The following is a 22,346-nucleotide window of genomic DNA, read 5'->3' as shown; positions in this document are numbered from 1 at the left end:
CAGGAGTTGGAAACCAGATGCAGCGCAGACGTTCTTCGACCCGCGGGTTCAAACGCACCGCGACATTGCTGAACGACCAGATCAGGCGCGCCGGGGAAAGCCGGGGCTTTGCAGTGTCGCGTCTGCTGACCCGATGGGCTGAAATCGTCGGTCAGGATATGGCCGCCATCGCCAGCCCCGTAAAGGTGGGCTATGGCAAGGGCGGCATGGGCGCGACCCTGACCGTTCTGACCACCGGACCGCAGGCCCCGGTGCTTGAGATGCAAAAGGAACAGCTGCGCAGCAAGGTGAATGCCGTCTATGGCTATAACGCGATCAGCCGGGTGCGCATCACCCAGACCGCGCCGACCGGATTTGCCGAGGGGCAGGCCAGTTTCGACCACCAGCCGAAACAAGCGAAACCCAAGACCGAACCAGAAGTCGCCGCCCAGGCGGACCGGGCCGCGCAGGATGTTCACGATGGTGATCTGCGCGCAGCCCTTGAACGTCTGGGCCGTAACGTTTTATCCAAGCAAAAACGCTAAGAAAGGGCTGAGTAATGAGCCGTATTGCAACCGGAATTTGTACGGCCGTCGCCGTGGCCGCTGGCGGCTATTGGCTGTCGACGTCAAATTCCAATTCCGCCTCCTATCCGCTGATCAGCAGCGCCCAGGCACAAGAAGCTGAACTGGACACCTCGACCGTCGTCGAAATGGTGCAAGGGGCCGACGACGCGCCGGTCGAGATCATCGAATATGCGTCTTATACCTGCCCGCATTGCGCGAATTTCCACACCGGGCCGTTCAAACAGCTCAAGAAGGATTTCATCGACACGGGCAAGGTGAAGTTCATCTATCGCGAAGTGTATTTTGACCGCTATGGCCTGTGGGCTTCAATGGTCGCGCGCTGCGATGGTCCCGAGAAATTCTTTGGCATTTCCGACCTGATCTATGATGGCCAGTCGGAATGGACCAAAGCAGGGGGCCCGGCTGAAATCGTGGACGAGCTGCGCAAGATCGGCCGTCTGGCCGGGATCGACAATGACCAGCTTGAGGCCTGCCTTCAGGACGGCACCCGCGCGCAAACGCTGGTGGCCTGGTATCAGGAAAACGCCGAGCGTGATGGTATTCAGGCGACCCCGTCTTTCCTCGTGAACGGCAAGCAGGTCGACAACCAATCTTATGAAGAGTTCAAGCAGCTTATCGAAGCTGAACTGGGCAGCTAAGCTTTTGCGACCGGCCTATCGGGCCGGTCGTTTTCCACCAATCAGGGCGACGGGGCGATCTGCAACAGCATGTCCCGGACCATGTCAGCCTCATCGATTTCCAGACGCACGGGCAGAGTGATCACCTTGCTGCGAAACGCTGCCGGAAGGCGCACAGCGTCTTTCTCTGTTGTGACCATCTGCGCCCCCAACACCCGGGATTCGCTTTCCAACCGTGTCATCAGCGCCGGGGTCAGCGGCTGGTGGTCGTCCAGCGCTTCGGCTCGCAGCAGGGTTGCACCCAGGCCGCGCAGCGTTGCAAAGAACTTCTCGGGGTGGCCGATGCCGGCAAAGGCCAGAATCTGCGTGTCGCTCCAATCCATGCCAGTTTGCAACGGCGCGACAGCACCAGTTGCGTGTGGGACAGTCAGCTTGTTTTGCCAGAGCCTTGAGAACTGGTCCTGCGCCTCGGCCTCGCCCAGTGACAGAACCAGATCGGCGCGTTGCAAGCCAATATCGACCGGTTCCCGCAGGGGGCCAGCTGGCAGGCACAGCCCGTTGCCAAAACCTTTGACCGCGTCCACAACGATCACCGAAAAATCCTTGGCCACCGACGGGTTCTGAAACCCGTCATCCAACACAATCACGGTGGCTCCGGCCGCTGCGGCAGCCTGTGCGCCAGCCGCGCGATCCTTGGCCACCCAAACATCAGCAAATGCAGCTAGCAACAGCGGCTCGTCCCCCACCTGTGCGGCGGTGTGTTTACCGGGATCGACGCGAACGGGACCCTCCAGTGATCCGCCATGGCCGCGGGTGACAACATGGGTTTGATGCCAGGCATCACGCAGCTGTTCGATTATCCAGATCACGGTCGGCGTTTTGCCGGTGCCACCTGCGTTAAGATTGCCGACACAGATGACGGGCACGCCGGGGTTCAGACCAGGTTTTGATGCGATCCGACGCGCAGTTGCCGCCCCATAGAGACGCCCCAGCGGGGCCAGCACCCGGGCGCGCAGGTCCAGGTGATCCGGGGCGGTATTCCAGAAATCAGGTGCTCGCATGATCGGCGCTCCGTTCATCCAGACAGTCTTGCACCAGATCAATCAGCTGATCGGCCTGCGGGGCACCCTCGGACACGATTTTCCACCCGGACAGCGCCATATCCGCGGCCCGATCCGGGGCCAAAAGTTCGACCACCGCGTCACCCAGTTCGGTGGCCGTTCTGACGGCACGGGCGGCGTCTGCGTGGTTCAGCTGATCGTATAGCTGCTGGTGACGGTGTACAAAAGGTCCGTGAATGATCGCCGATCCCAAGGCTGCGGCGTAAAGCGGATCGTGCCCCCCGGCACCACGTTCCAGTGAGCTGCCCAGAAAACTCACGGCAGAAACCCGATACCACAGGCCCAGATCCTCGGGCATGGCGGACAGGATGACTTGGGTCGTGTCTTCAATCTGACCGCTGCTATCCCAGTTGGCGCAGCGCAGGTCCATGGTTTCCAACCGCCGCCTCAATGGCTCGGCCTCGGTCATGTCTGCAACCTGCAACACCAGAGCCAGCCGGGGCAACATCCGGGTCGCTTGCCGGTGGGCGCTGAGGACCGAGATGAACTCTTTGTCTTGCACCCATGCCGCAAGCCAGACAGGCCTGCCTGCAAGGGCGTGATTGGTCTCGATCAACTCGTCTTCGGGCCAGGGTTTGGGGTTTGGGCTGACATGCAACGGGGGCGCTTGCTTTACCTTGGCAGAGGCAACTCCAAGCCGCCGGATGTTTCGGGTCGTCTCAGAGGTGGTAGCCAGAATCGTCTGGAAACAGTCGAACGTATAGCGCGTGATGTCAGGCAGCCATCGACCCCCGCGCGCGACCTGAATATCCGTGCCAGCCTCGATCAGAATCAGGGGAATGCCGTGTTCCTCGGCCCGGGTGATGACATTTGGCATCAGCGCGCCACCGACCCACAATCCAAGATCCGGGCGCCAGTTATCCAGAAATGCCCGCGCCGCACCGCCCTGTTCGGACGGGAGGTTTATCAGTGTGTAGCCCCCGCTTTCCCACCGGGTCAGGTTGGCGTCAGGCGGGGCAGTCAGCAACACCGACAGGCTGGGTCGGGCCTGTTGCAGTCTGCGACAGAAATCAACAACCGCGCGCTGGCGATCCTGCGTGCTGATGTGAACCCATATCAACTCACCCTCGGGGCGTGGGATATAGGGCGTGTCGGCGCTGTTTTGCACCCCCCAGGACAGAACGCGATAAGCGGCCAGGCTAAGTGAGCGCGGTTTGCTCATGAGGCGATCCCGGAACTGTCTGGATCGAGTTGCGCATATAGCGCCGCATGTATGCCAGTGCTGGCGGCGAGGACACCATTCAGGCGTGGATGGGCGTTGTTGAAACGTAAGGGCTGACCCTGTCGATTGGAACAAATGCCGCCGGCCTCGCGGATGATCAGATCCCCGGCTGCAATATCCCATTCCCAGCTGGGTCGCAGGGTCAGCATTCCGTCGAACCGGCCTTGCCCGACCAGCGCCATGCGATAGGCCAGCGACGGGCGGTAATTTCGTTTGAAATCCGGCACCTGACCCTGCCGCCAATGGTGGGCGTCCAGGTTGGGTTTGGCGGCCAGAATCTCGGCCATTTCCAGGTCAGGCACATGTGACACGGCAATTGGCGCGCCGTTCAGCGTCGCACCTTGCCCCTTGGCGGCGGCATAGAGAAGATCACGCAAGGGCAGGTAGATCACTGCGGCGGTCACCTCGCCTTGCTCGGCAATAGCCAACGAATGCGCCCAGGTGCGTGAGCCTTCGGCAAAGCTGCGGGTGCCGTCGATCGGATCAATGATGAACACGCGGCTTTTTGTCAGCCGGTCACTGGTGTCCTCGGTTTCTTCGCTTAGCCAGCCATATCCCGGGCGGGCGGCAGGCAGGCGCTGTTCCAGCATCGCATTGACGGCCAGATCAGCCTCGGTCACCGGGCCTGCACCATCGGGTTTGTCCCAGCGTTGCGCTGTGCGGCCCGAAAACTGGGTGGCGATCTTTCCGGCTTCAAGCGCCGCGTCGATCAGAAGGGGCAGATCAGGTGCCGGCAAGTGTCATTCCCTCGATCAGCACCGACGGGACAACGCGCGACAGGTGGGTGCGGGCATCGTTTGCCGGGATGATCCGTTTCAGCATGTCGCGCAGGTTGCCTGCAATGGTGCATTCATTGACCGGGTGCGTGATTTCACCATTCTCGACCCAAAAACCCGAGGCCCCGCGCGAATAATCGCCCGTATTTGGGTTGATCGTCGATCCGATCATCGAGGTAACGAGCAGGCCCGTTCCCATATCGCGCAACAGGTCTGCGCGGCTTTGGTCGCCTTGCGTCAGGCTCAGATTCCAGTTGCTGGGCGAGGGCGGCCCAGACACGCCACGCGCGGCATTGCCGGTTGAGGTCATGCCCAGTTTGCGGGCGCTGGACAAATCCAGTGTCCAGCCGGTCAGGATGCCGTTTTCAACAACAGCTCTGCGCCGGGTCGCCAATCCTTCGGCATCAAAGGGGCGCGAACCTGAGGTGCGAGGTCGGTGGGGATCTTCGATCAGGGACAAGTGGCTGGGCAGCACCTGCTCGCCCAGGCTGTCTTTCAACCACGAGGCACCACGGGCGATGGCCGCCCCGTTGCTGGCCCCCAGCAAGTGACCGATCAACGAGGATGAGATGCGTTCGTCAAACAGAACCGGGAAAGTGCCGGTTGCGGGTTTTCGCGCCCCAACCAGTGCCACGGCGCGTTCGCCTGCGGTTCGGCCGATCTCATCCGGGCTACGGAGGTCGCTTTGAAAGGTACGGCTGTCGCCGTCATAGTCACGCTCCATCCCTGTGCCTTGGCCTGAGATTGCCACGCAAGAGGTCGAGCGGCTGCTGCGCATGTAGCCGCCGGAAAAACCGTTACTTGCCGCCAGATGCACGCGATGGGTTCCATAGCTGGCCGCCGCGTCTGACACCTGCGACACGCCGCGAACCGCCATCCCGGCGGCCTCGGCAGCCAGCGCATCACGCAGCAATTCCTCGGCCGCGGGTTCCGGGCTTGGGTCAAACAACTCCAACGCCTGCAGGTCCCAGTCCTGGGCCAGCAGGTCAGCATCAGCCAATCCGGTGAACGGGTCTTCGGGCGCCTCGCGGGCCATGGCGACCGCGCGTTCCGCCATCGCGGTCAGCGTTTCAGGGCGGCTGTCCGAACTGGATACGATGGCCTGCCTTTTGCCCAGAAATACCCGCAGGCCAAGATCGGTGCCTTCTGAACGTTCCGCATGTTCCAACGCCTCGCCACGCACTTCGACCGACACCGAAGAGCCATCGATCACAATCGCATCCGCTGCCTCTGCCCCGGCCGTGCGGGCTGCGTGCAGCAGGTTTTGGCTGATTTTCTCGGGTGTAAGGGTCATGTGGCCTCCGGTCCTGTTGCATTGGACCTAGCCTTGGACCGCCGGTCCCGCAAGACCTACGGCCTTATTGGATGGTGCAAAATAAGGTGAAAGGGACAAGGGTTGAGAACCCGTGAGGGTGGAAAGGCGACCGAAGCCGCCTTTCCAGGGTTTCCTCACTTGATGCGCTGACCATTGGCCAGGATCTGGCCATCTTCGGTGAACTCGATTTTCGAGTTCAGCGTGTCCGGCTCTTCGCCCGGTACGGCCATCAGACCCATCATCATGCGTGCGCCCATGGCGTCACTTTCGCCAAGCAGACCCATGCCGATGAGCTTATCGATCAGCGCGTTTGCACCAACCAGTTTCAGGTTCGCAACGCCTGAAGGGACGGGCATGCCGTCGAATTCATCGGTGTTGGAATTGTCGAAAGCGAAATCGCCGTCACCGGTCAGTTCAGCACCAACCAAAGACACCAGCAATTCGTTGATTTTCAGCGAATGCAGCTCACCCGGTGCCTCCTCCGAAAACTCCATGGCCTCGATCGCTTCGGGGTCAAAGAAATTGGTCAGGATTTTGGCCGTGCCGGAGGTATCCAGCGCAATGGTTGCCGGATCGCGAGGCAGGGCGCCTGCGGGGTCAAAGATGCTCCACAGGATGTCCGACATCGTGAAATCCGTCAGGTTCATTGCGAAACCAAAGGGCTGAATTTCTTCGGACTGCTGTACCGGGAATTCGAACTTGAGCCCGGCATTGGCCATGGCGATTTCGATCGGGAAGGGTAAATCAGCCGTGGTGATCGCCAGTTTCGCGCTGTTTTGCTCGATATCATAGGCCAAACGCTCGGAATCGAGGCCGACGCCGAACCGGCCGCCCTCGGATTCGCTGCCCATCGTGAACGCTTCGCCTTCGCTGGTACCCGCGATTGCGGTTTGACCAGCGGCATAGGTGAACACGCCCGAGAAGGAGAAACCGTTGCCATAAAAGGCCTGAGGATCGGAAAAGTCGAAATCCTCGGGGATCAGGCTGTTGCCTTCAAAGGTCAGCTGGTTGGCCGATCCGTCGATCTTGCCGGTATCATTGGACTCAGGGTCGACGAATGCCAGATCATAGGTCAGGCCCGCCGCGGTGAATTCCTGATCCACATCGCGAATCTCACCGATTTTCATGCGCGAACTGCCGGTCACTTCGGTCATCTCAAAGTTCACACCCAGAACATCGTCGGGCATGACCTCGTCGTCGACTATCAACTCGTCCAGCGTGATGCCAAGGGTGTCGGCTGTATAGTCATAGGTCATCTCGTCCGGGGTGCCCGAAACGACCATGTCCAGACCGGTCTGGGAATAGCCGATATTGACGGAAAACGTCTCGCCCTCAGCTTCTCCCGCAATGATCATGGGGAAGTTTTCCGGCATTGCAATGCTGACCGTGCCGTCGCCGTTTTCAGTCAGCGTCATCTCGGGGATGGTCATCTGGAACTGTCCGTCTTCTTCCGGCAGGTCCACCGACATGGTCATGTCGGCGATGGTTGTCACATCTCCGGCAACGGATTGTTCACCGGACACGGTGTAACCCATCTGGGACAGATAGGCCTGCCAATCGTTCCAGACATCTTGGGCGGTAACGTCTGCCAGCGCACCCTGGGTGACAACGGCATAAGCCAAAACTGCGCCGCAGCTGCGGCGAAGGAAAACGGACATTAGAGAACCCTTCTTGATCAATTTTGCCGGCATGGTCGTGCCTGCGGCGTCGGGCGTCAAGGGGCAAGGGCTGGACCCTTTCCCCGTTCACGCGTTAGAGATTCACACAATCTAAAACCAACGGAGGTACAGCGTCCCAATGCAGGGCAAAACCGTACTGATAACAGGGGCCAGCCGCGGCATCGGGGCCGAGGCGGGGCGCGTATTTGCCGCAGCCGGGGCGAATGTCGCTTTGGTCGCGCGCAACCGAGACCAGATTTCGGCGCTGGCGGATGCGCTGGGCGACAATGCCATCGCGCTGGAATGTGATGTCAGCCAGTTCGCGCAAGTAGAACAGGCCGTTGCTGATTGCGTTGACCGATTCGGTGAGTTGGACGTGCTGATTGGAAACGCAGGCGTCATCGATCCGATCTTTCACCTGTCGAACGCGGATGTCGCGGCTTGGGGCACGGCGATCGACATAAACCTCAAGGGTGTTTTCCACGGAATGCGTGCCGCCTTACCGGTCATGCGGGCCGCTGGTGGGGGAACAGTGCTGACGGTTTCGTCGGGTGCGGCGTCAAACCCGGTTGAAGCGTGGAGCCATTACTGTGCCTCAAAAGCAGGGGCGAAAATGCTGACTGAATGTTTACATCTTGAAGAAGCCATTCACGGCATCCGCGCCCTGGGCCTGTCCCCCGGAACCGTCGCCACGGATATGCAACGGGTGATCAAGGCCAGTGGTATCAATGCCGTCAGCCAGCTGGATTGGAGCGATCACATCCCTGCCGACTGGCCCGCACGGGCGCTGTTGTGGATGTGTACCAGCGACGCAGATGAATTTTTGGGATCCGAGATTTCATTGCGGCGTGAAGAAATACGCCAAAGGATTGGACTGACGTGATTGAACTGACCAAGGCAGGCGGGTTGTGGACGGTCACGCTGAACAACCCGGAAAAAGCCAATGCGCTGACGGGCGCGATGCTGGCCGAACTGTCGGAGATTGCCGAGGCTGCAACCGAGGCGCGTGCGTTGATTTTAACTGGCGCGGGCAAGGTGTTCAGCGCTGGTGCTGATCTGGATGAGGTGCGCGCCGGTCTTGCGACCTCTGATCTGTGGGAACGCCTGTCCGGCGCAATCGCCGCGTTGCCCTGTTTAACGGTCGCGGCCCTGAACGGGACGTTGGCGGGGGGTGCCAACGGGATGGCGCTGGCCTGCGACATGCGTATCGCTGTGCCGTCTGCCAAATTTTTCTATCCGGTTATGAAGCTGGGGTTCTTGCCGCAACCTTCGGACCCAGTGCGCATGGCGGCCCTGATCGGGCCGTCCCGGACCCGGATGATCCTGATGGCGGGGCAAAAGATCACAGCGGATGAGGCGTATCGCTTTGGTCTGGTGGATCGGGTGGTAGACCCTGACATGCTGATGCATACGGCGCAGGATCTGGTTGCCGACAGTCTTGCGGCCGACCCGGCGATCGCGGCTGGTATTGGGCAGTTATGTCGATGAGGTTGTCTGCGCTGTACCTGCGTGTCACCGACCCCGATCGCCTGGCCGGGTTCTACCGGGACATTCTGGGGATGTCTGTACATGGGCACCGGCAGAACCAGCGCGTTGGCTATGGTGGGCCGGATGCCGACTTGTTGCTGATGCACGGCGGCGGCGGGTATGCGCAGGACCCGGGGCAGCGCTATTGGAAGATCGGGATCACGTTGCCGGATGTCGATCTTGCGGTGGAATACCTGCGCCAGAAGGGAGTAAAAGTCTCGGACCCGAAGCAGTTTCAGGATATCGGGTATATGTGCCATCTGCAGGACCCCGAAGGGTTTGTGATCGAGCTTCTGCAACATGATTTTCAGGACAACCGCCCTGCAGGTGCTGCAGACCCTGCCGATCCCTTTGCGGGGGCTTGTATTGGCCAGATCACTCTGCGCACCGGGGATATCGCAGCCGAGGATGCTTTTTGTCGCGCGCAGGGCATGCGGTTATTGTCGATGCAGGATGTCTCGCAATACGGGTTCGATCTGCATTTCTATGCGTTCACGGACGAGGCTCCGCCCGTCGCGGATCTGTGGTCAGTCGAAAACCGCGAATGGCTGTGGAAACGCCCTTACACCACGTTAGAGTTTCAGCACGTCGCCGGAGCCCGGTTCGCGCCAGTACCGGATTATCGTGGGCTTGAATTTCAGGGGCTGAAGGACACTGTCCGCGATGCCTTTGGCGATCCGGTCCGGCCGGGCTGATCACCGTCCGCGCCGCTTGCCCGGTACTTTCGACCGAAAGCCGGGCGGGCGTTTGCGAACCCAGTTCAGGAATGTCTCTAACCGTGGATGGCTGCGCAGCGCCTCGACCGTGTTGAACTCGCGCGCCAGTTGGGCTTCGGTCAGGGTGGCGTGGATTTCTTTGTGGCAGATCACGTGCAGCAAAACCGTGGGTCCGCCCTTGCCCCCTTTGAGTTTTGGGATCAGATGGTGCAGGCTGCCACCCCCATCGGGGATCGGGCGGTCACAAAGCGGGCAGATCGGATCGCTGTCAGTCATGGTAAAGGTAAGGTCGCGCCAGGCAGCGCGGAAGGCAAGGGGGCAGCAATGGCGCAGGCAGTGATAATCGGGGCCGGACCCGCAGGCCTGATGGCCGCGCAAGAGCTGTCTCGCGCTGGGCACAGCGTGATGGTGGCCGAAGCCAAACCCTCTGTTGCGCGCAAATTTCTAATGGCAGGTAAATCCGGTTTGAACCTGACCAAGGATGAACCGTTCGAGATGTTGATGCGATCCTATGGTGGCGCGGCTGACTGGCTGCGCCCGATGATTGCAGAGCTCGACGCTGCCGGGGTTCAGATCTGGGCGCGGGACCTGGGCCAAACGCTGTTTACCGGCTCAACCGGTCGGGTGTTTCCCACTGCGATGAAAGCCTCTCCGTTATTGCGCGCCTGGCTTGCACGGCTTGAGGGTTCAGGCGTGCAGATCAAAACCCGGTGGCGGTGGCAGGGCTGGGACGATGATGCACTGGTGTTCGACACGCAGGATGGCCGTCAGACCATCGCGGCGAATGTCACCGTGTTGGCACTGGGCGGGGCCAGTTGGGCCCGGTTGGGGTCTGACGGAAAATGGTCGCATATCTTGTCCGAACAGGGCGTTGCGCTTGCCCCGTTTGAGCCCGCGAACTCGGCCCTGTCGGTTGATTGGAGCCATCACATGAAGCCTCATTTTGGCGCTGCGCTGAAATCGGTCCGCTGGATGGCCGGAGAGCTGGACAGCCGGGGTGAGGCGACGATTTCCACTTCCGGGCTAGAGGGCGGTGGCCTATATTCACTGACCCCGGCTTTGCGCAACGGTGATCCGCTGTTTGTCGATTTGGCTCCTGATTTGGACAAGCAGACCTTGCGGGCGCGGCTTACAGCTAAAAAACCCAAGACGACGCTGTCCCAGTGGTTGAAAAAGTCCCTGCACCTGTCGCCGCAGAAAATCGCGCTGTTTCATGAGATGGTCAGGCGCTGCGCTGTGCCGCAGTCCCAACAAATGGCCGCGTTAAAGCAGCTGCCGATCCTTCACGCCGGGCTGCGCCCTATGGATGAAGCAATTTCAACAGCCGGAGGCGTCCCACGCACTGCACTGGATGACGGGCTGATGGTGCGGTCAAAACCGGGCGTGTTCTGCGCTGGAGAGATGTTGGATTGGGAGGCCCCGACCGGTGGCTATCTACTGACCGCTTGTCTGGCGACGGGACATTGGGCCGGGCGGGCGGCAGCCGATTGGGTGCAGCGCGCCGGTTAGCGGGACCGCGCCAGCATTGCCAGACGGATCATCGCGCGTTCGACCAGCGCCATGGCCGGGGCGGTTTGCCCTGCGGACCGCAGCGACAGATCCGTATCGGTCAGCACCGTCAAAGCCGTCTGCAGCTTGGGTGCACCCCATCCTTGTGCCTGCCGCACAATCCGGTCGCGGCGTTTGCCGTAAACCGGAGGGCGCAATTTGCCGATGCCCTGCGCCGCGCCGCCGGGATCAGAGGCGCAGGCATAAAGCGTCCGAAAATGCCGGGTGGCACCGATACATAAGCTGACCGCATTTGTGCCCTGGGATTGCAACCGACGGATCAGCGGCCCGATCTCACCGGCGCGGCCTTCGGCGACCACGTTCAGAACATCGTCCAACGCGGCCTCGGTCGAGCCAGGCGCGCAGGCTTCGATATCGTCGATGGTCAGCTCGGAATCATCCCCGCGTTTATAGAGAGACAGCTTTTCAATCGTTTGCGCAAAATCGCCGGGGCTGATGCCGGTGGCCAACTCAGCGATGGCCGACATGCTTTCCTGCGGGATGTTCTGCAACCCGGCCTGGGTCAGGACCCGCTCAATTTCTCCGCGCGAGGGCGGATCGTCATATATGCCAACGGAGTAGGCTGCCGGGTTTGCCTCAAACGCTTTGCGGATTTTCGAGCTGGGCTTGAGTTGTCCGGCCGTGACAATGATCTGCGCGTCACCGGGGGTCCAATATTGAAACGCTGCGATGATCGCAGGGGCGGCGACATCGGTGGTGTCTTCGACAAACACGGCGCGTTGTCCAGGGAAAAACCCCACCGCCTTGACCGCGTCCAACAGCAGGGCAGGATCGCCGCGCAAGTCAGCCCCCGGCATGCGGGTCAGGCGCATTTCCTCTTCGGCTCCGGGGCCCAGTAATGCGGTCAGAACCTGTTGACGTTTCAGCGCCACACGCATCGCATCCGCGCCGTAGATCAACAGCCCGGCCTTATCCGCATCCGGCTTGGCGAAATACCCGTCAGCCTCGCGCGGGCTGAGCTTCATTTGGGCAATCTCGCTGAGGCATAAAGCTGGGTGACGATCTGGTCAGACAGAATCACCATCAACCGATCGGTGGCGTCGCGTTCATCGGCCAGCGTCGACACAGTCGATCCCGCGGCAGAATAGCCAACAAAGTTGGAAACATCGCCCGACGCCAGCACTTGCCCTGTTTCATTGGACTTGAGCGTATAGTTGGCGCGCCCGTTTATCGTATAGCGGCTGGTTTCGTTCGACGTTGTGATCGCTGCGCGCTGGGACACGGTCGAGACCCGTACATCCAACGCGTATTCCTTGCCCGAATTGGCGCTGCGTCCCAACCTTTGTTCCAGATTCTGAACCAGAAGATAGCTCTCAACCGTGTTCGGGGCAGAGACCTCAACTTTTCCGTTCAGCTCCGCGCCGGCCCCACCGGGGGCGTAGACCGGTTCAAAGCCGCAGGCGGCCAGCGCCAGCGGCACCATCAACAGGGTTCTGCGATTAAACAACGACATTTACAATCCGGCCTGGGACAACAATCACTTTCTTCGGTGTGGCACCATCCAGCGCCTTTTGCACAGCTTCGGTGCTGAGCGCGATTTTTTCAACCTCGGCTTTGTCCAATTCTTTGGCCACGCTGATTTCGGCCCGGCGTTTGCCGTTGATCTGTATCGGCAGAGTGACGGTGTCATCGACCAGCATCGCCTCATCTGCGACCGGCCAAGGAGCGGTGGCAACCAGACCTTCGCCGCCCTGATGGGCCCAGATATCTTCGGCCAGGTGCGGTGTCATCGGTGACATCAGCTGTGCCAGTGTTTTGATCGCCTGCTTTTGAGCTGCGGCACCGGCTTTGGATTTGGCCAGCGTATTGGTGAACGCATAGAGCTTTGCAATCGCCGCGTTGAAGCCAAAGCTTTCAACACCAAGTGTCACGTCGCGGATGGATTTGTGCATCTCGCGCAGCAGATCCTGATCGCCATCGCCTGACGCACCGGGATTCATGGCACCGATCTTGTCGCACAGGTTCCAGACCCGGTTCAGGTGCTTAAAGGCCGCTTCGGCCCCGGCGGCGGTCCATTCAACGTCCCGCTCGGGCGGCGAATCGGACAGGACGAACCAGCGCGCGGTATCGGCACCGAAGGCCGAAATGATGCTGACCGGATCGACCACGTTCTTCTTGGATTTGGACATCTTGGCCGAGGGGATGATCTCGACCTCGGTACCGTCGGCCAGTTTGCCGTCGGTTACATCCTCTGGCAGGTGATAGACCGGGCGGCCATTGGCACCGCGGGTCTGATAGATCTCGTGGGTCACCATACCTTGGGTGAACAGCGCATCGAAGGGCTCGATCGCCTTTTCCGGAAGGTGGCCGGTGATCTGCATCGCCCGCGCGAAAAAGCGAGAATAGAGAAGGTGCAGGATCGCATGCTCGACGCCGCCGATGTACTGGTCGACATTCATCCAGTATTCAGCTTCGGCCAGATCGGTGGGTGATTCCGCGTTGGGCGCGGTGAAGCGGGCGAAATACCACGACGAATCGACAAACGTGTCCATCGTGTCGGTTTCGCGCCTGGCGGGCGCGCCACAGGATGGGCAGGCACAATCGCGCCAGGTCGGGTGGCGGTCCAGTGGATTGCCCGGTTTGTCAAAGGTGACATCGTCGGGCAGGCGGATCGGCAGGTTTTCCTTTTTCTCCGGCACCACGCCGCAGCTGTCGCAATGCACAACGGGAATTGGGCACCCCCAATAGCGCTGACGCGACAGTCCCCAATCGCGCAGACGGTATTTGGTGACACCTTCGCCCCAACCTGCCTTTTCGGCGAAATCGACGGTGGCGTTGATGGCCTCGTCGCCGGTAGCCTCGGTCAGGCCAGCGAAATGATCCACCCAACGCACCTTTTCGGTTTTCGGTGGAACAAAGGCGATCTTGTCGACTGGGGTGTCGTCATCCAGCGCATAGAAGGTGTTGATCACCGGCAGGCCATATTTACGGCAGAAATCCAGGTCACGCTGGTCATGGGCCGGGCAGGCAAAAATCGCGCCGGTGCCGTAGTCCATCAGGATGAAATTGGCGATCCAGACCGGCAGTTCCCAATTCGGATCCAGCGGGTGTTTGACGCGGATACCGGTGTCATAGCCCAGCTTTTCCGCCGTCTCGATGGCCTCTTCCGTGGTGCCCCCCTTGCGGCATTCGGCAACAAATTCAGCGACCTCTGGGTTTTCCGCCTCAAGCTTCCGCGCAATCGGATGATCGGGCGAGATGCCGACAAAGCTTGCGCCCAGCAGCGTGTCGGGGCGGGTTGTATATACAGTGATCGGCTCACCATCATCGGTGCGGTCGAACGCAAATTGCAGGCCGCGCGACTTGCCGATCCAGTTCTCCTGCATCAGGCGCACCTTGGCGGGCCAGTTCTCAAGCGTATCCAGTGCGTCCAGCAGCTCCTCGGAATAGTCCGAGATTTTGAAGAACCACTGGGTCAACTCGCGCCGCTCGACCAAAGCGCCCGAGCGCCAGCCGCGCCCGCCTTCAACCTGCTCATTTGCCAGAACCGTCATGTCGACCGGGTCCCAGTTCACCACAGCGTTCTTGCGGTAAACCAACCCAGCACCGAGCATATCCAGAAACAACGCCTGCTGCTGGCCGTAATATTCAGGGTCGCAGGTGGCAAATTCACGGGACCAGTCGATGGACAGGCCCAGCGGCTTCATCTGGCCGCGCATGTCAGCGATATTGCCGTAAGTCCAATCCTTGGGGTGGCCGCCGATGGCCATCGCCGCGTTTTCCGCAGGCATACCAAAGGCATCCCAGCCCATCGGGTGCAGTACGTTATGCCCGGTCGCCAGCTTGTGACGCGCAATCACGTCACCCATCGTATAGTTGCGCACATGCCCCATATGAATGCGACCCGAGGGGTAGGGGAACATCTCAAGCACATAGTATTTCGGCTTGTCCGCCTTGTGGTTGGCGGTGAATATCCCGGCTTTGTCCCAGGCCTCTTGCCATTTTGCTTCGATTTCGGTGGCCGAATAGCGCGACATCGTGCGGTCCTTCGTGAATGAAAACGCCGGGTAAGAACCCGGCGTGGTAATATTGTGATTTTCGGCGGGTGGCTAGAGCTTGTTGTCCGCAATGCGCAACTGACGGGCGCGGGACAGGATCGCATCCTCGACTGCGCGCGTGGTTGCGGCACTGACCGGCGCGCCGCCGCTGGTGAGCAGTGAAACTGACAAGGACCGCGCCGCCAGCGCCGGGTCGCTGATGTGCACGGTGGCGCGATAAGACCGGCCACCACCAGGTGGTTTGCCGTAACCTGTTACGATCACGCCTGTAAACGGATCAACTTCTTGCACGGGCAGGAAATTCAGCACATCCAAAGACGCAGACCACAAATACCGGTTCACGTTAGTGACTTGTTCGTTTTTTCCAGTGTCGAACACGTCCCAGATCGTTGAACGATTCGGATCGTTCAATTCACGCTCTTCAGAATTGCCGCCGACAAGATTCTGGTTGTAAGTGGTCGGGGTGCTTCGGTTGTTGGAGCAGGCAGCAAGCGCGGCGGCCAGTGAAATCAAACCGAAAATCTTTATCAGGCGCATCGTCGACAGGTCCTGTTTCATTGGGCATATGGTGTTCCCTGATACTCCTAGACAAGGTCCCGTTCAGCAACAACCCCATTCTTGTCACTAATAGGTAGGGCGGATGCTGTCCCAAAGGCGAAAAAACGACTGTGACATCCTTGCACCAATTTAGGTCGAATGCGGACCATGCGTTTATGCCAAGCTTGCGTAATGGGGGCAAAAAGAGCGAAACGGTTCCCGTGCTGAGACATGTGCTGAGGCATGTGTCGAGTAGAAAAACTTTTGAAACCGAGGGAAACAAGATGAAAAAAGTTCTCTTCGCATCGACCGCACTGATCGCAACCGGTAGTGTTGCAGCGGCCGAAGTAAGCTTTAGCGGTTACGGCCGTTTTGGTATTGGTTACGTGGAAGATCGTTCGATCATCACCACTACCACTACCACAAGTGGTGCAATCAACGTAAACAACCCTGAAACCGACGATGCCATCCTGGTCTCGCGTTTCCGTCTGAACATTGACGCAAACGTAGAAACCGACGGCGGCGTAGAGTTCTCTGGTCGTGTTCGTCTGCAGGCTGACGAAGACTCCGGAACCGGCGAAGCCAACTCGGCTGGCCTGAACGGCGCACGCTTCTCGGTCATCTACGGCGGTCTGCGTGTTGACGCGGGCAACGTTGCAGGTGCCTTCGACAACTTGGCAAACTACTACGGTAACGAAGTTGGTCTGGAACTGTTCGCTGGTCAGTACTCTGGCGTGAACTACAACTTCCTGGCTTATTCGTCGACAGGTTCGGGCGCGAACGCTGTGTTCTTCCAGTACGCAGTTGGTGATTTCGCTTTCGGTGCATCGTATGACCAGGCGACAATCTTCACCGGCGGTGGCAACACAACCGATGCAGACCGTTGGGACGTAAGCGCGACCTATACGTTCAACAACATCACTGCTGCTGTTGCGTACGGTCAAACTGACGCCATTGGCTCTGGTAGCGACCCAAGCCTGACCGTTCTGACCTTGGGCGGTGAATGGGGCGACTTCGGCGGTACTCTGTTTGTTGCAGACGATGCGACTGAAGTTACCGCAACTGACGGTACTGCATGGGGTCTGTCGGCTTCCTACAACCTGGGTGCCGCAACCACACTGCTGTTCACCTATGGTGACGGTAATGCTGATGCCGACCTGCAGCAGGTTGCTATTGGTGCCATCTACGACCTGGGCGGCGGCGCATCGCTGCGCGGTGGTCTTGGTGTAAACGATTGTGACGTTTGCAGCGACTCCACTATGGTTGCTGACTTCGGTGCCCAGTTCAACTTCTAAGTTGATCTGAACCGTAAGGTTTAAGGGCAGGTCTTCGGGCCTGCCCTTTTCTTTTGCGCCAACATGGTGTTTCTCTGCCCGTAAAGCTTGTTGAGGAACCCGATGTCGCTGCAGGAAATCACCGCCCGTATCACCCAAACCGAAACCGCCGCTGGACGACCCGCAGGGTCCGTTAAGCTGATTGCGGTGTCCAAAGTGCAGCCCAATGACCGTGTTCAGGCCGTTCTGCAGGACGGTCACAGGTGTTTTGGTGAAAACCGGGTACAAGAGGCGCTGGGCAAATGGCCGGGCTTCCTGGAGCAGTTCCCTGAGGTCGATCTGCATCTGATCGGCCCGTTACAGACCAACAAGGCCCGGCAGGCGATGGAGCTGTTCAGTTCCATCCATTCCGTAGACCGGCCGAAATTGGCAAAGACGCTGGCGCGTCTGGCACAGGAGACCGGTACTTGCCCGGACCTGTTTCTTCAGGTCAATACCGGCGAAGAAGAGCAAAAAGCGGGCGTCTTACCGGCCGAGGCAGATGATTTCATTGCCGAATGCCGGGGTCTGGATCTTCCAGTCCAAGGTTTGATGTGCATCCCACCGGTGGATGAGGAACCTGCGCTGCATTTTGCACTGCTGGCCAAGATCGCCGGGCGCAACGGGCTTGCGGGCCTGTCGATGGGAATGAGCAGCGATTTTGAACAAGCCATAGCGCTGGGGGCGACCCATGTGCGGGTGGGCTCGGCCATCTTCGGGGACCGCATCAAACCGCAGGAATAATCAACCGCGCGCCCAAGTCCACCCGGTTAGCGATCCATCGCAGATGATCGCGGCGAAAGGCAATACAGCCTTCGGTCGGATAACCGGGACGGCGCCATTGATGAATAAAGATAGCCGATCCACGATTGGGCACGGAATTGGGCCAGTTCCAGTCGGTGACCAACACCAGATCATACAACGGATCAGCGCGGCGCAGCTTTTCGTGGCTGAACGCATAGGGCGTGCTGACCAGATGATTGTACTGGTTGTCCCGACTATCATCAGACCACAGGTCGCGCGGACCGATTGGAATGGCCCACGGCACCGGCTTTGCAATCCGGTCCGGGCGGTATAGCATTCCGACGATCTGATGTACGCCGGTTGGTGTGGCCCCATCGCCTTCGCGTTTGGTGTCACTCACCCCGCCTTTACCGATTGAGCAGGGAAATACACGCCCCGCAAACCGAACGCCACGCGGGGTCAGGACGAGGTCATCAAGGGTCACAACAAATGGCCTGATTTGGCCGCTTTCGTCGCCAGATATCCGCGGTTATGGGCAGTTTCGCCGACTTTCAACGGCACGCGTTCCGTTACGGCGATACCTGTTTTCTCCATCATCGCGATCTTTGCAGGGTTGTTTGTCAGCAACCGGACAGAGTTGAATCCCAGGGATTTGAGGATGTCCGACCCAAGGCGGAAATCACGTTCATCATCCTCGAATCCCAACCGGTGATTGGCTTCAACCGTGTCAAACCCCTGATCCTGCAGGAAATAGGCGCGCATCTTGTTGGCCAGACCAATGCCGCGCCCTTCCTGATTGAGATACAGCAAGACACCGGCGCCCTCAGACCCCATCTGGGCCAGCGCTCCGCGCAATTGCGGGCCGCAGTCACATTTCAGGCTGCCCATCAGGTCACCGGTAAAGCAGGCCGAATGTAGCCGCGCCAGAACAGGTATTTCACGGTCAGGGCGCCCGATTTCCACGGCATAATGCTCCTCCCCGCCGTCTTCCGGGCGAAAGACATGCAGCCGTCCGGCCTCGGACACTTCCATCGGCAGCCGCGCGGCGACAACGGAATGCAAAGCACTGCGATCCGCCAGATGCGGTGCGGCACGCGTGTGGTCGATGCAGGTCAGGCCATGGGTGGCGGCAAAGTTCCGGCCTTCCTCAACCGCGACAATTACGGCCGCAGGCAACAGGCGCGCGGACTTCGTAAGGGCAATGGCAATGCGGTGTAGATTGGCACTGCCGTGCCGCTCGGTCATCAGAGGGCCCTTCATTGGTGCGCTCAGATCATCCGACGGATCGGCCACGGCCTGCACCCAGTCAATCCCGGCATCTGCCGGAACAACGACCCGTGCCAGGTCGCCATCATAGGCCCGCGCCTTCAGCGTTTCGGCCCGGCGCACAGTGACGGCAACCACCGGCTCGCCGCCAAGTCCACGTAGATCCGCCAGCCGCTGAGCGCTGAGCGTTTCTGTCGCGATGGCCAGCACGCTGAAACCGCTGCCATCAGTCAGCGCCACCGGCAGCCCCATGCGCAAATCCGCACGGGCCCGGGCCAGCAATTCCGTGATATCGGGGATAAGACTCATCTGTGTTACCCTGTAACGTTCTGGCTTTTTCCTAGCCTGATCAGACGGAAATGTGAAACATTTCCTCCGCGTCAGACACGAGGGCGTGAGACGATTGCAGTAAACCTTGTTGATTGCATCTTCTGCACGCAAGTGATGGAAAAGGCTTAGGAGGAACCGATCATGGCTCAGCTCAAGAAAATCCTGCTGGTGGATGACGACGAAGACCTGCGCGAGGCGCTCAGTGAGCAACTTGTGATGACCGAGGATTTCGATGTGTTTGAGGCGCAGGACGGTCAATCCGCGATGGAGCGAGCCCGTGAAGCGATCTACGATTTGGTCATTCTGGACGTCGGCCTGCCTGATACCGACGGCCGAGAGCTGTGCCGCCTGATGCGCAAGCAAGGCGTCAAGAGCCCGATCTTGATGCTGACAGGCCATGACAGCGACGCGGATACCATTCTGGGCCTGGATGCGGGCGCCAATGACTACGTGTCCAAGCCGTTCAAATTTCCGGTTCTTCTGGCCCGTATCCGCGCACAGCTGCGCCAGCATGAACAGTCCGAGGATGCGGTGTTTGTGCTTGGGCCCTATACGTTCAAGCCTGCGATGAAGATGCTGATCACCGAAGAGGATCGCAAAATCCGCCTGACCGAAAAAGAAACCAACATTCTCAAGTTTCTCTACCGTTCCGCAGATGGTGTTGTTGCCCGCGACGTGTTGCTGCACGAGGTCTGGGGTTACAATGCCGGTGTGACCACCCATACGCTGGAAACGCATATCTATCGGTTGCGTCAAAAGATCGAGCCTGATCCGTCCAATGCACGCCTTTTGGTCACAGAATCTGGTGGATATCGCCTGGTCTCTTGATCCGTGGTGGATTGACTTGGATCAAAGTGATACTCTGAACGTATCTTTAAGTTACTCCCAACCCGTGCATGTCCGGGTAATGACATGTACCTCCCTGTTGGACTGCCGGGCCTTAGGGCCCGGCCTTTTTTGTTGGGGTGGTGAGATTTCTAGGTCCGCTTCGAGCCCAAAGTTACCGGGTGCTGCAGTCCGTGCTAACGGTGGCAACGCGCAGAAAGCAGGCTTTGCAAAGTCCTATTGATCTCCCTTAGTCGCTCTTTGGCACTGCCGCTTACCTATTGCATTCACCCCGCATTAGAAAACGATCTGGGTTCTTAGACCGAACAGAGTAATCTGGTCCTGATTGGGATTCAGAAGCGGGTCGGAAATGAATTGTACGGATGGCGTGATCTGCAGTCCGGGCGAGATTGAAAAACGGTAGAATGCTTCGAGCGTGAACTGGTCACCGTCTATGCCTCTTGCCTCGGCCCAGTTCAGGCCCAGCCCGGCCAAGTCAGTATTGTGACCGTAATATCCCAGACCTGCAGAGATGGACCGATCGTAAAGCGCCGCTGTTCCTTTAGAGACCCCTGCCCGAAAGAATGGCATCCATTTATTGCCAACAAACCATGCCGCTGAAAATGCAGCCCCATAGTCTTCAGGGCGCCTGCCATCGTCGGCTGCATCCGCATGCCAAAGGGTCAGGTGGATATTGTCGAAGTAAATGCGATCGAAGCCGGAGGTGTAACCAAGCTCGAGTGACTTGAAGAGATTGCCATCGCTAAGCACATCAAAGTTTGGATCAGACGGGTCGGCGTTTGCATCTGAGACGCTCGCAACAGCGTAGATGTTTTCGCTCAACTTTATCCCACCGGCAATGCCAAGACCTTGGTTGGGCGCGTTAATTGTCGGATTGGTATTAAAAGACAGGTTTTGGAAACCACTGTAAGGGCTGACCAACCCATAGATATCCACAAAGTCCGTTACATCAATCTGCCCAACTTGCAGCGTCCACGCGCCGTTCTCGGCCCTTTGGGTCCAGAACAGGTTGGTCAGCAGCAAACCATTATCGTTGAAGGCTGTCCCAGTGATCGAAAGTGCTCCGCCATCCAGCCCAAGAAACTGTGGGGCAACATCGGTGTAACTGTGCCGGTCTTCGATCTTGAATGTCAAAGAGCCGCGTTCAGTTGCCTGCCAACTACCGTAAAAACGCGCAATTCCGCTTGCTGCTTCGCCGGTTCCCAGATCAGCGTTCGTGGATTGGCCCAATGCCAAGTAATCAATGTTGAACCGAAACCCTCCCTCAGCCAGCCGGTCTTTCCACTGAAACCAACCCGGAGCGATATTGCGTGGAAAATCGGAACGGTATTGCGGATCGGTTAACCCATCTCCGGGCTCTAGATCAGCTTCGACCGAAGATGGCCCGGATAGTCCCTGAGCCGACGCTGCGCCAGCAAAGGCAATACTCAATGTGGCAACCAGAAGTCTTATCATTCAGACGCCTTTGCCCCGCCGGTCTTGCGATCTCCCGCCGCCCGGATGCGATCAGCGGCACGCTGCTTCCATTCTAGCCTGTCTGCTTCAGTCTCCAGAGTTTCGACACGTTCCGTCTCCAACTGGAATGTCGCATTCATAGGCATGAGGCCGTCCACAACCATCATACTCTGAACAGAAGGGGCGATAGTCAGCGTGCCCGTCAGCCGAACGGGTTCGTGGAAATAGCTGGGCGTCCAGTCGCCATTCAGCCGTACGCGGATCATTTGGTTGGGCGGAGGTGGAGGCATGTGACTGCACATCCCTCTTTCTGGCACTAAATACGCCACAGGCCGACCGTCCGGATCACTCGGAGCAGGAATGGCAAAGCCCGCGAGAGTGATTGTTTGACCGTCGAATTGCAGATTTCCGTTTGTTCCAGCCTTTCTTCGCCGTTCCGTCACGACCTCTCGCTGGTCGAGTAGCCAGTCGACATCAATCCCATCAACCGCCAAGGCATCCTCAGTCTCGGTCAGAAGCTCCTGCCATTTCTGCCTCTCTTCTTCGCTGCTACTATGCTGCTGTAGCCTACCGCGCAGCCGTACGACGTAAAGGACATCGTCGAACTGTTCGGCGCTAAGTTCGCGATAGGGGTCTTCAAAGACCTGCGCGGACGGGTCAGGCAGGTCAGACCAGTCCAACGCGGTTCCTGGCGTCGCCATGACAGGATGACCACACCAAACCAACCCTGCGAATACTAAGGAGCGGAAGCAATGTCGCATAAATACTCT

23 protein-coding genes are annotated in these 22,346 nt (G+C 59.2%); 9 read left to right on the top strand and 14 right to left on the bottom strand.

Annotated features, from left to right (window positions below):
- Positions 1–17: 17 nt before the first annotated feature.
- A complete protein-coding gene (locus RUM8411_RS14425) occupies positions 18–524 on the top strand; it encodes a DUF721 domain-containing protein (protein WP_085823409.1) in 507 nt (168 codons plus the stop codon).
- Between the two features lie 14 nt (positions 525–538).
- Positions 539–1,204: a DsbA family protein gene (locus RUM8411_RS14420; RefSeq protein WP_085823408.1), complete on the top strand. Its 666-nt coding sequence runs from the start codon at positions 539–541 to the stop codon at positions 1,202–1,204.
- Positions 1,205–1,245: 41 nt separating this feature from the next.
- On the opposite strand, the gene lpxK is transcribed toward RUM8411_RS14420, so the two are convergent.
- The 5 genes from lpxK to RUM8411_RS14395 form a co-directional block, all read right to left on the bottom strand.
- On the bottom strand, positions 1,246–2,244 hold the full coding sequence (gene lpxK, locus RUM8411_RS14415; RefSeq protein WP_085823489.1) for a tetraacyldisaccharide 4'-kinase: 999 nt from the start codon (positions 2,242–2,244) through the stop codon (positions 1,246–1,248).
- Complete coding sequence (locus RUM8411_RS14410) at positions 2,231–3,466, bottom strand: 3-deoxy-D-manno-octulosonic acid transferase (RefSeq protein WP_085823407.1); 1,236 nt, start codon at positions 3,464–3,466, stop codon at positions 2,231–2,233. Before RUM8411_RS14410 ends, lpxK begins: the two co-directional genes overlap by 14 nt.
- The gene (locus tag RUM8411_RS14405; RefSeq protein ID WP_085823406.1) at positions 3,463–4,263 is read right to left on the bottom strand and encodes an inositol monophosphatase family protein; all 801 of its coding nucleotides are present in this window, start codon (positions 4,261–4,263) and stop codon (positions 3,463–3,465) included. The genes RUM8411_RS14410 and RUM8411_RS14405 overlap by 4 nt, the downstream gene beginning before the upstream one ends.
- Positions 4,250–5,596 carry a TldD/PmbA family protein gene (locus RUM8411_RS14400; protein ID WP_085823405.1) on the bottom strand — a complete coding sequence of 449 codons (1,347 nt, stop codon included), beginning with the start codon at positions 5,594–5,596 and terminating at the stop codon, positions 4,250–4,252. The genes RUM8411_RS14405 and RUM8411_RS14400 overlap by 14 nt, the downstream gene beginning before the upstream one ends.
- Before the next feature lie 155 nt (positions 5,597–5,751).
- On the bottom strand, positions 5,752–7,275 hold the full coding sequence (locus RUM8411_RS14395; protein WP_085823488.1) for a DUF2125 domain-containing protein: 1,524 nt from the start codon (positions 7,273–7,275) through the stop codon (positions 5,752–5,754).
- Positions 7,276–7,414: 139 nt separating this feature from the next.
- Between RUM8411_RS14395 and RUM8411_RS14390 the strand changes: the two genes are divergently transcribed.
- From RUM8411_RS14390 to RUM8411_RS14380, 3 genes are read left to right on the top strand one after another with little or no spacing between them, the layout of a single operon-like run.
- Positions 7,415–8,158 carry an SDR family oxidoreductase gene (locus tag RUM8411_RS14390; RefSeq protein WP_085823404.1) on the top strand — a complete coding sequence of 248 codons (744 nt, stop codon included), beginning with the start codon at positions 7,415–7,417 and terminating at the stop codon, positions 8,156–8,158.
- Complete coding sequence (locus tag RUM8411_RS14385; protein WP_085823403.1) at positions 8,155–8,763, top strand: enoyl-CoA hydratase/isomerase family protein; 609 nt, start codon at positions 8,155–8,157, stop codon at positions 8,761–8,763. The genes RUM8411_RS14390 and RUM8411_RS14385 overlap by 4 nt, the downstream gene beginning before the upstream one ends.
- Complete coding sequence (locus RUM8411_RS14380) at positions 8,760–9,497, top strand: VOC family protein (protein ID WP_085823402.1); 738 nt, start codon at positions 8,760–8,762, stop codon at positions 9,495–9,497. Before RUM8411_RS14385 ends, RUM8411_RS14380 begins: the two co-directional genes overlap by 4 nt.
- On the opposite strand, the gene RUM8411_RS14375 is transcribed toward RUM8411_RS14380, so the two are convergent.
- Positions 9,498–9,794 carry a DUF72 domain-containing protein gene (locus tag RUM8411_RS14375; protein WP_085823401.1) on the bottom strand — a complete coding sequence of 99 codons (297 nt, stop codon included), beginning with the start codon at positions 9,792–9,794 and terminating at the stop codon, positions 9,498–9,500.
- 48 nt (positions 9,795–9,842) lie between these two features.
- Here RUM8411_RS14375 and RUM8411_RS14370 point away from each other — a divergent pair, with 48 nt between their 5' ends.
- Positions 9,843–11,027: a TIGR03862 family flavoprotein gene (locus RUM8411_RS14370; protein WP_085823400.1), complete on the top strand. Its 1,185-nt coding sequence runs from the start codon at positions 9,843–9,845 to the stop codon at positions 11,025–11,027.
- Here RUM8411_RS14370 and holA read toward each other — a convergent pair.
- From holA to RUM8411_RS14350, 4 genes are all read right to left on the bottom strand, one after another.
- Positions 11,024–12,052, bottom strand: a complete 1,029-nt coding sequence (gene holA / locus RUM8411_RS14365) for a DNA polymerase III subunit delta (RefSeq protein WP_085823399.1) — start codon at positions 12,050–12,052, stop codon at positions 11,024–11,026. The two genes, RUM8411_RS14370 and holA, sit on opposite strands and share 4 nt — an antisense overlap.
- Positions 12,049–12,540, bottom strand: coding sequence for an LPS assembly lipoprotein LptE (lptE, locus tag RUM8411_RS14360; RefSeq protein ID WP_085823398.1), 492 nt, complete (start codon positions 12,538–12,540; stop codon positions 12,049–12,051). The genes holA and lptE overlap by 4 nt, the downstream gene beginning before the upstream one ends.
- On the bottom strand, positions 12,527–15,064 hold the full coding sequence (gene leuS / locus RUM8411_RS14355) for a leucine--tRNA ligase (protein WP_085823397.1): 2,538 nt from the start codon (positions 15,062–15,064) through the stop codon (positions 12,527–12,529). The genes lptE and leuS overlap by 14 nt, the downstream gene beginning before the upstream one ends.
- Positions 15,065–15,136: 72 nt before the next feature.
- Positions 15,137–15,622 (bottom strand): DUF3576 domain-containing protein, encoded by a 486-nt coding sequence (locus RUM8411_RS14350; RefSeq protein ID WP_085823487.1) that lies wholly within the window; start codon positions 15,620–15,622, stop codon positions 15,137–15,139.
- Positions 15,623–15,906: 284 nt separating this feature from the next.
- Here RUM8411_RS14350 and RUM8411_RS14345 point away from each other — a divergent pair, with 284 nt between their 5' ends.
- A complete protein-coding gene (locus RUM8411_RS14345) occupies positions 15,907–16,917 on the top strand; it encodes a porin (RefSeq protein ID WP_085823396.1) in 1,011 nt (336 codons plus the stop codon).
- A 102-nt stretch (positions 16,918–17,019) separates the two neighbouring features.
- Entirely contained in the window at positions 17,020–17,679 is a 660-nt protein-coding gene (locus tag RUM8411_RS14340) for a YggS family pyridoxal phosphate-dependent enzyme (protein WP_085823395.1), read from the top strand.
- Here RUM8411_RS14340 and RUM8411_RS14335 read toward each other — a convergent pair.
- Positions 17,663–18,163: a L,D-transpeptidase family protein gene (locus RUM8411_RS14335; RefSeq protein ID WP_085823394.1), complete on the bottom strand. Its 501-nt coding sequence runs from the start codon at positions 18,161–18,163 to the stop codon at positions 17,663–17,665. The genes RUM8411_RS14340 and RUM8411_RS14335 overlap by 17 nt on opposite strands.
- Entirely contained in the window at positions 18,160–19,254 is a 1,095-nt protein-coding gene (gene ribA / locus RUM8411_RS14330) for a GTP cyclohydrolase II (protein WP_085823393.1), read from the bottom strand. The genes RUM8411_RS14335 and ribA overlap by 4 nt, the downstream gene beginning before the upstream one ends.
- 162 nt (positions 19,255–19,416) lie before the next feature.
- Here ribA and RUM8411_RS14325 point away from each other — a divergent pair, with 162 nt between their 5' ends.
- On the top strand, positions 19,417–20,103 hold the full coding sequence (locus RUM8411_RS14325) for a response regulator transcription factor (RefSeq protein WP_068337060.1): 687 nt from the start codon (positions 19,417–19,419) through the stop codon (positions 20,101–20,103).
- Positions 20,104–20,397: 294 nt separating this feature from the next.
- On the opposite strand, the gene RUM8411_RS14320 is transcribed toward RUM8411_RS14325, so the two are convergent.
- A complete protein-coding gene (locus RUM8411_RS14320) occupies positions 20,398–21,576 on the bottom strand; it encodes a carbohydrate porin (protein WP_085823392.1) in 1,179 nt (392 codons plus the stop codon).
- Positions 21,573–22,277, bottom strand: coding sequence for a DUF3299 domain-containing protein (locus tag RUM8411_RS14315; RefSeq protein WP_234995244.1), 705 nt, complete (start codon positions 22,275–22,277; stop codon positions 21,573–21,575). The genes RUM8411_RS14320 and RUM8411_RS14315 overlap by 4 nt, the downstream gene beginning before the upstream one ends.
- Positions 22,278–22,346 lie beyond the last annotated feature (69 nt).

It is taken from the genome of Ruegeria meonggei, from assembly GCF_900172215.1.
GTDB lineage: Bacteria > Pseudomonadota > Alphaproteobacteria > Rhodobacterales > Rhodobacteraceae > Ruegeria > Ruegeria meonggei.
The sequence above is the reverse complement of the archived record's forward strand: the minus strand, read 5'-3'. Positions and strand labels throughout refer to the sequence as shown.

Coding starts and splice junctions, on each gene's coding strand:
- RUM8411_RS14425 (WP_085823409.1), top strand. CDS start 18: ATGCAGCGCAGACGTTCTTCGACCCGCGGGTTCAAACGCACCGCGACA.
- RUM8411_RS14420 (WP_085823408.1), top strand. CDS start 539: ATGAGCCGTATTGCAACCGGAATTTGTACGGCCGTCGCCGTGGCCGCT.
- lpxK (WP_085823489.1), bottom strand. CDS start 2,244: ATGCGAGCACCTGATTTCTGGAATACCGCCCCGGATCACCTGGACCTG.
- RUM8411_RS14410 (WP_085823407.1), bottom strand. CDS start 3,466: ATGAGCAAACCGCGCTCACTTAGCCTGGCCGCTTATCGCGTTCTGTCC.
- RUM8411_RS14400 (WP_085823405.1), bottom strand. CDS start 5,596: ATGACCCTTACACCCGAGAAAATCAGCCAAAACCTGCTGCACGCAGCC.
- RUM8411_RS14395 (WP_085823488.1), bottom strand. CDS start 7,275: ATGTCCGTTTTCCTTCGCCGCAGCTGCGGCGCAGTTTTGGCTTATGCC.
- RUM8411_RS14390 (WP_085823404.1), top strand. CDS start 7,415: ATGCAGGGCAAAACCGTACTGATAACAGGGGCCAGCCGCGGCATCGGG.
- RUM8411_RS14380 (WP_085823402.1), top strand. CDS start 8,760: ATGAGGTTGTCTGCGCTGTACCTGCGTGTCACCGACCCCGATCGCCTG.
- RUM8411_RS14375 (WP_085823401.1), bottom strand. CDS start 9,794: ATGACTGACAGCGATCCGATCTGCCCGCTTTGTGACCGCCCGATCCCC.
- RUM8411_RS14370 (WP_085823400.1), top strand. CDS start 9,843: ATGGCGCAGGCAGTGATAATCGGGGCCGGACCCGCAGGCCTGATGGCC.
- holA (WP_085823399.1), bottom strand. CDS start 12,052: ATGAAGCTCAGCCCGCGCGAGGCTGACGGGTATTTCGCCAAGCCGGAT.
- lptE (WP_085823398.1), bottom strand. CDS start 12,540: ATGTCGTTGTTTAATCGCAGAACCCTGTTGATGGTGCCGCTGGCGCTG.
- leuS (WP_085823397.1), bottom strand. CDS start 15,064: ATGTCGCGCTATTCGGCCACCGAAATCGAAGCAAAATGGCAAGAGGCC.
- RUM8411_RS14350 (WP_085823487.1), bottom strand. CDS start 15,622: ATGCGCCTGATAAAGATTTTCGGTTTGATTTCACTGGCCGCCGCGCTT.
- RUM8411_RS14345 (WP_085823396.1), top strand. CDS start 15,907: ATGAAAAAAGTTCTCTTCGCATCGACCGCACTGATCGCAACCGGTAGT.
- RUM8411_RS14340 (WP_085823395.1), top strand. CDS start 17,020: ATGTCGCTGCAGGAAATCACCGCCCGTATCACCCAAACCGAAACCGCC.
- ribA (WP_085823393.1), bottom strand. CDS start 19,254: ATGAGTCTTATCCCCGATATCACGGAATTGCTGGCCCGGGCCCGTGCG.
- RUM8411_RS14325 (WP_068337060.1), top strand. CDS start 19,417: ATGGCTCAGCTCAAGAAAATCCTGCTGGTGGATGACGACGAAGACCTG.
- RUM8411_RS14320 (WP_085823392.1), bottom strand. CDS start 21,576: ATGATAAGACTTCTGGTTGCCACATTGAGTATTGCCTTTGCTGGCGCA.
- RUM8411_RS14315 (WP_234995244.1), bottom strand. CDS start 22,277: ATGGCGACGCCAGGAACCGCGTTGGACTGGTCTGACCTGCCTGACCCG.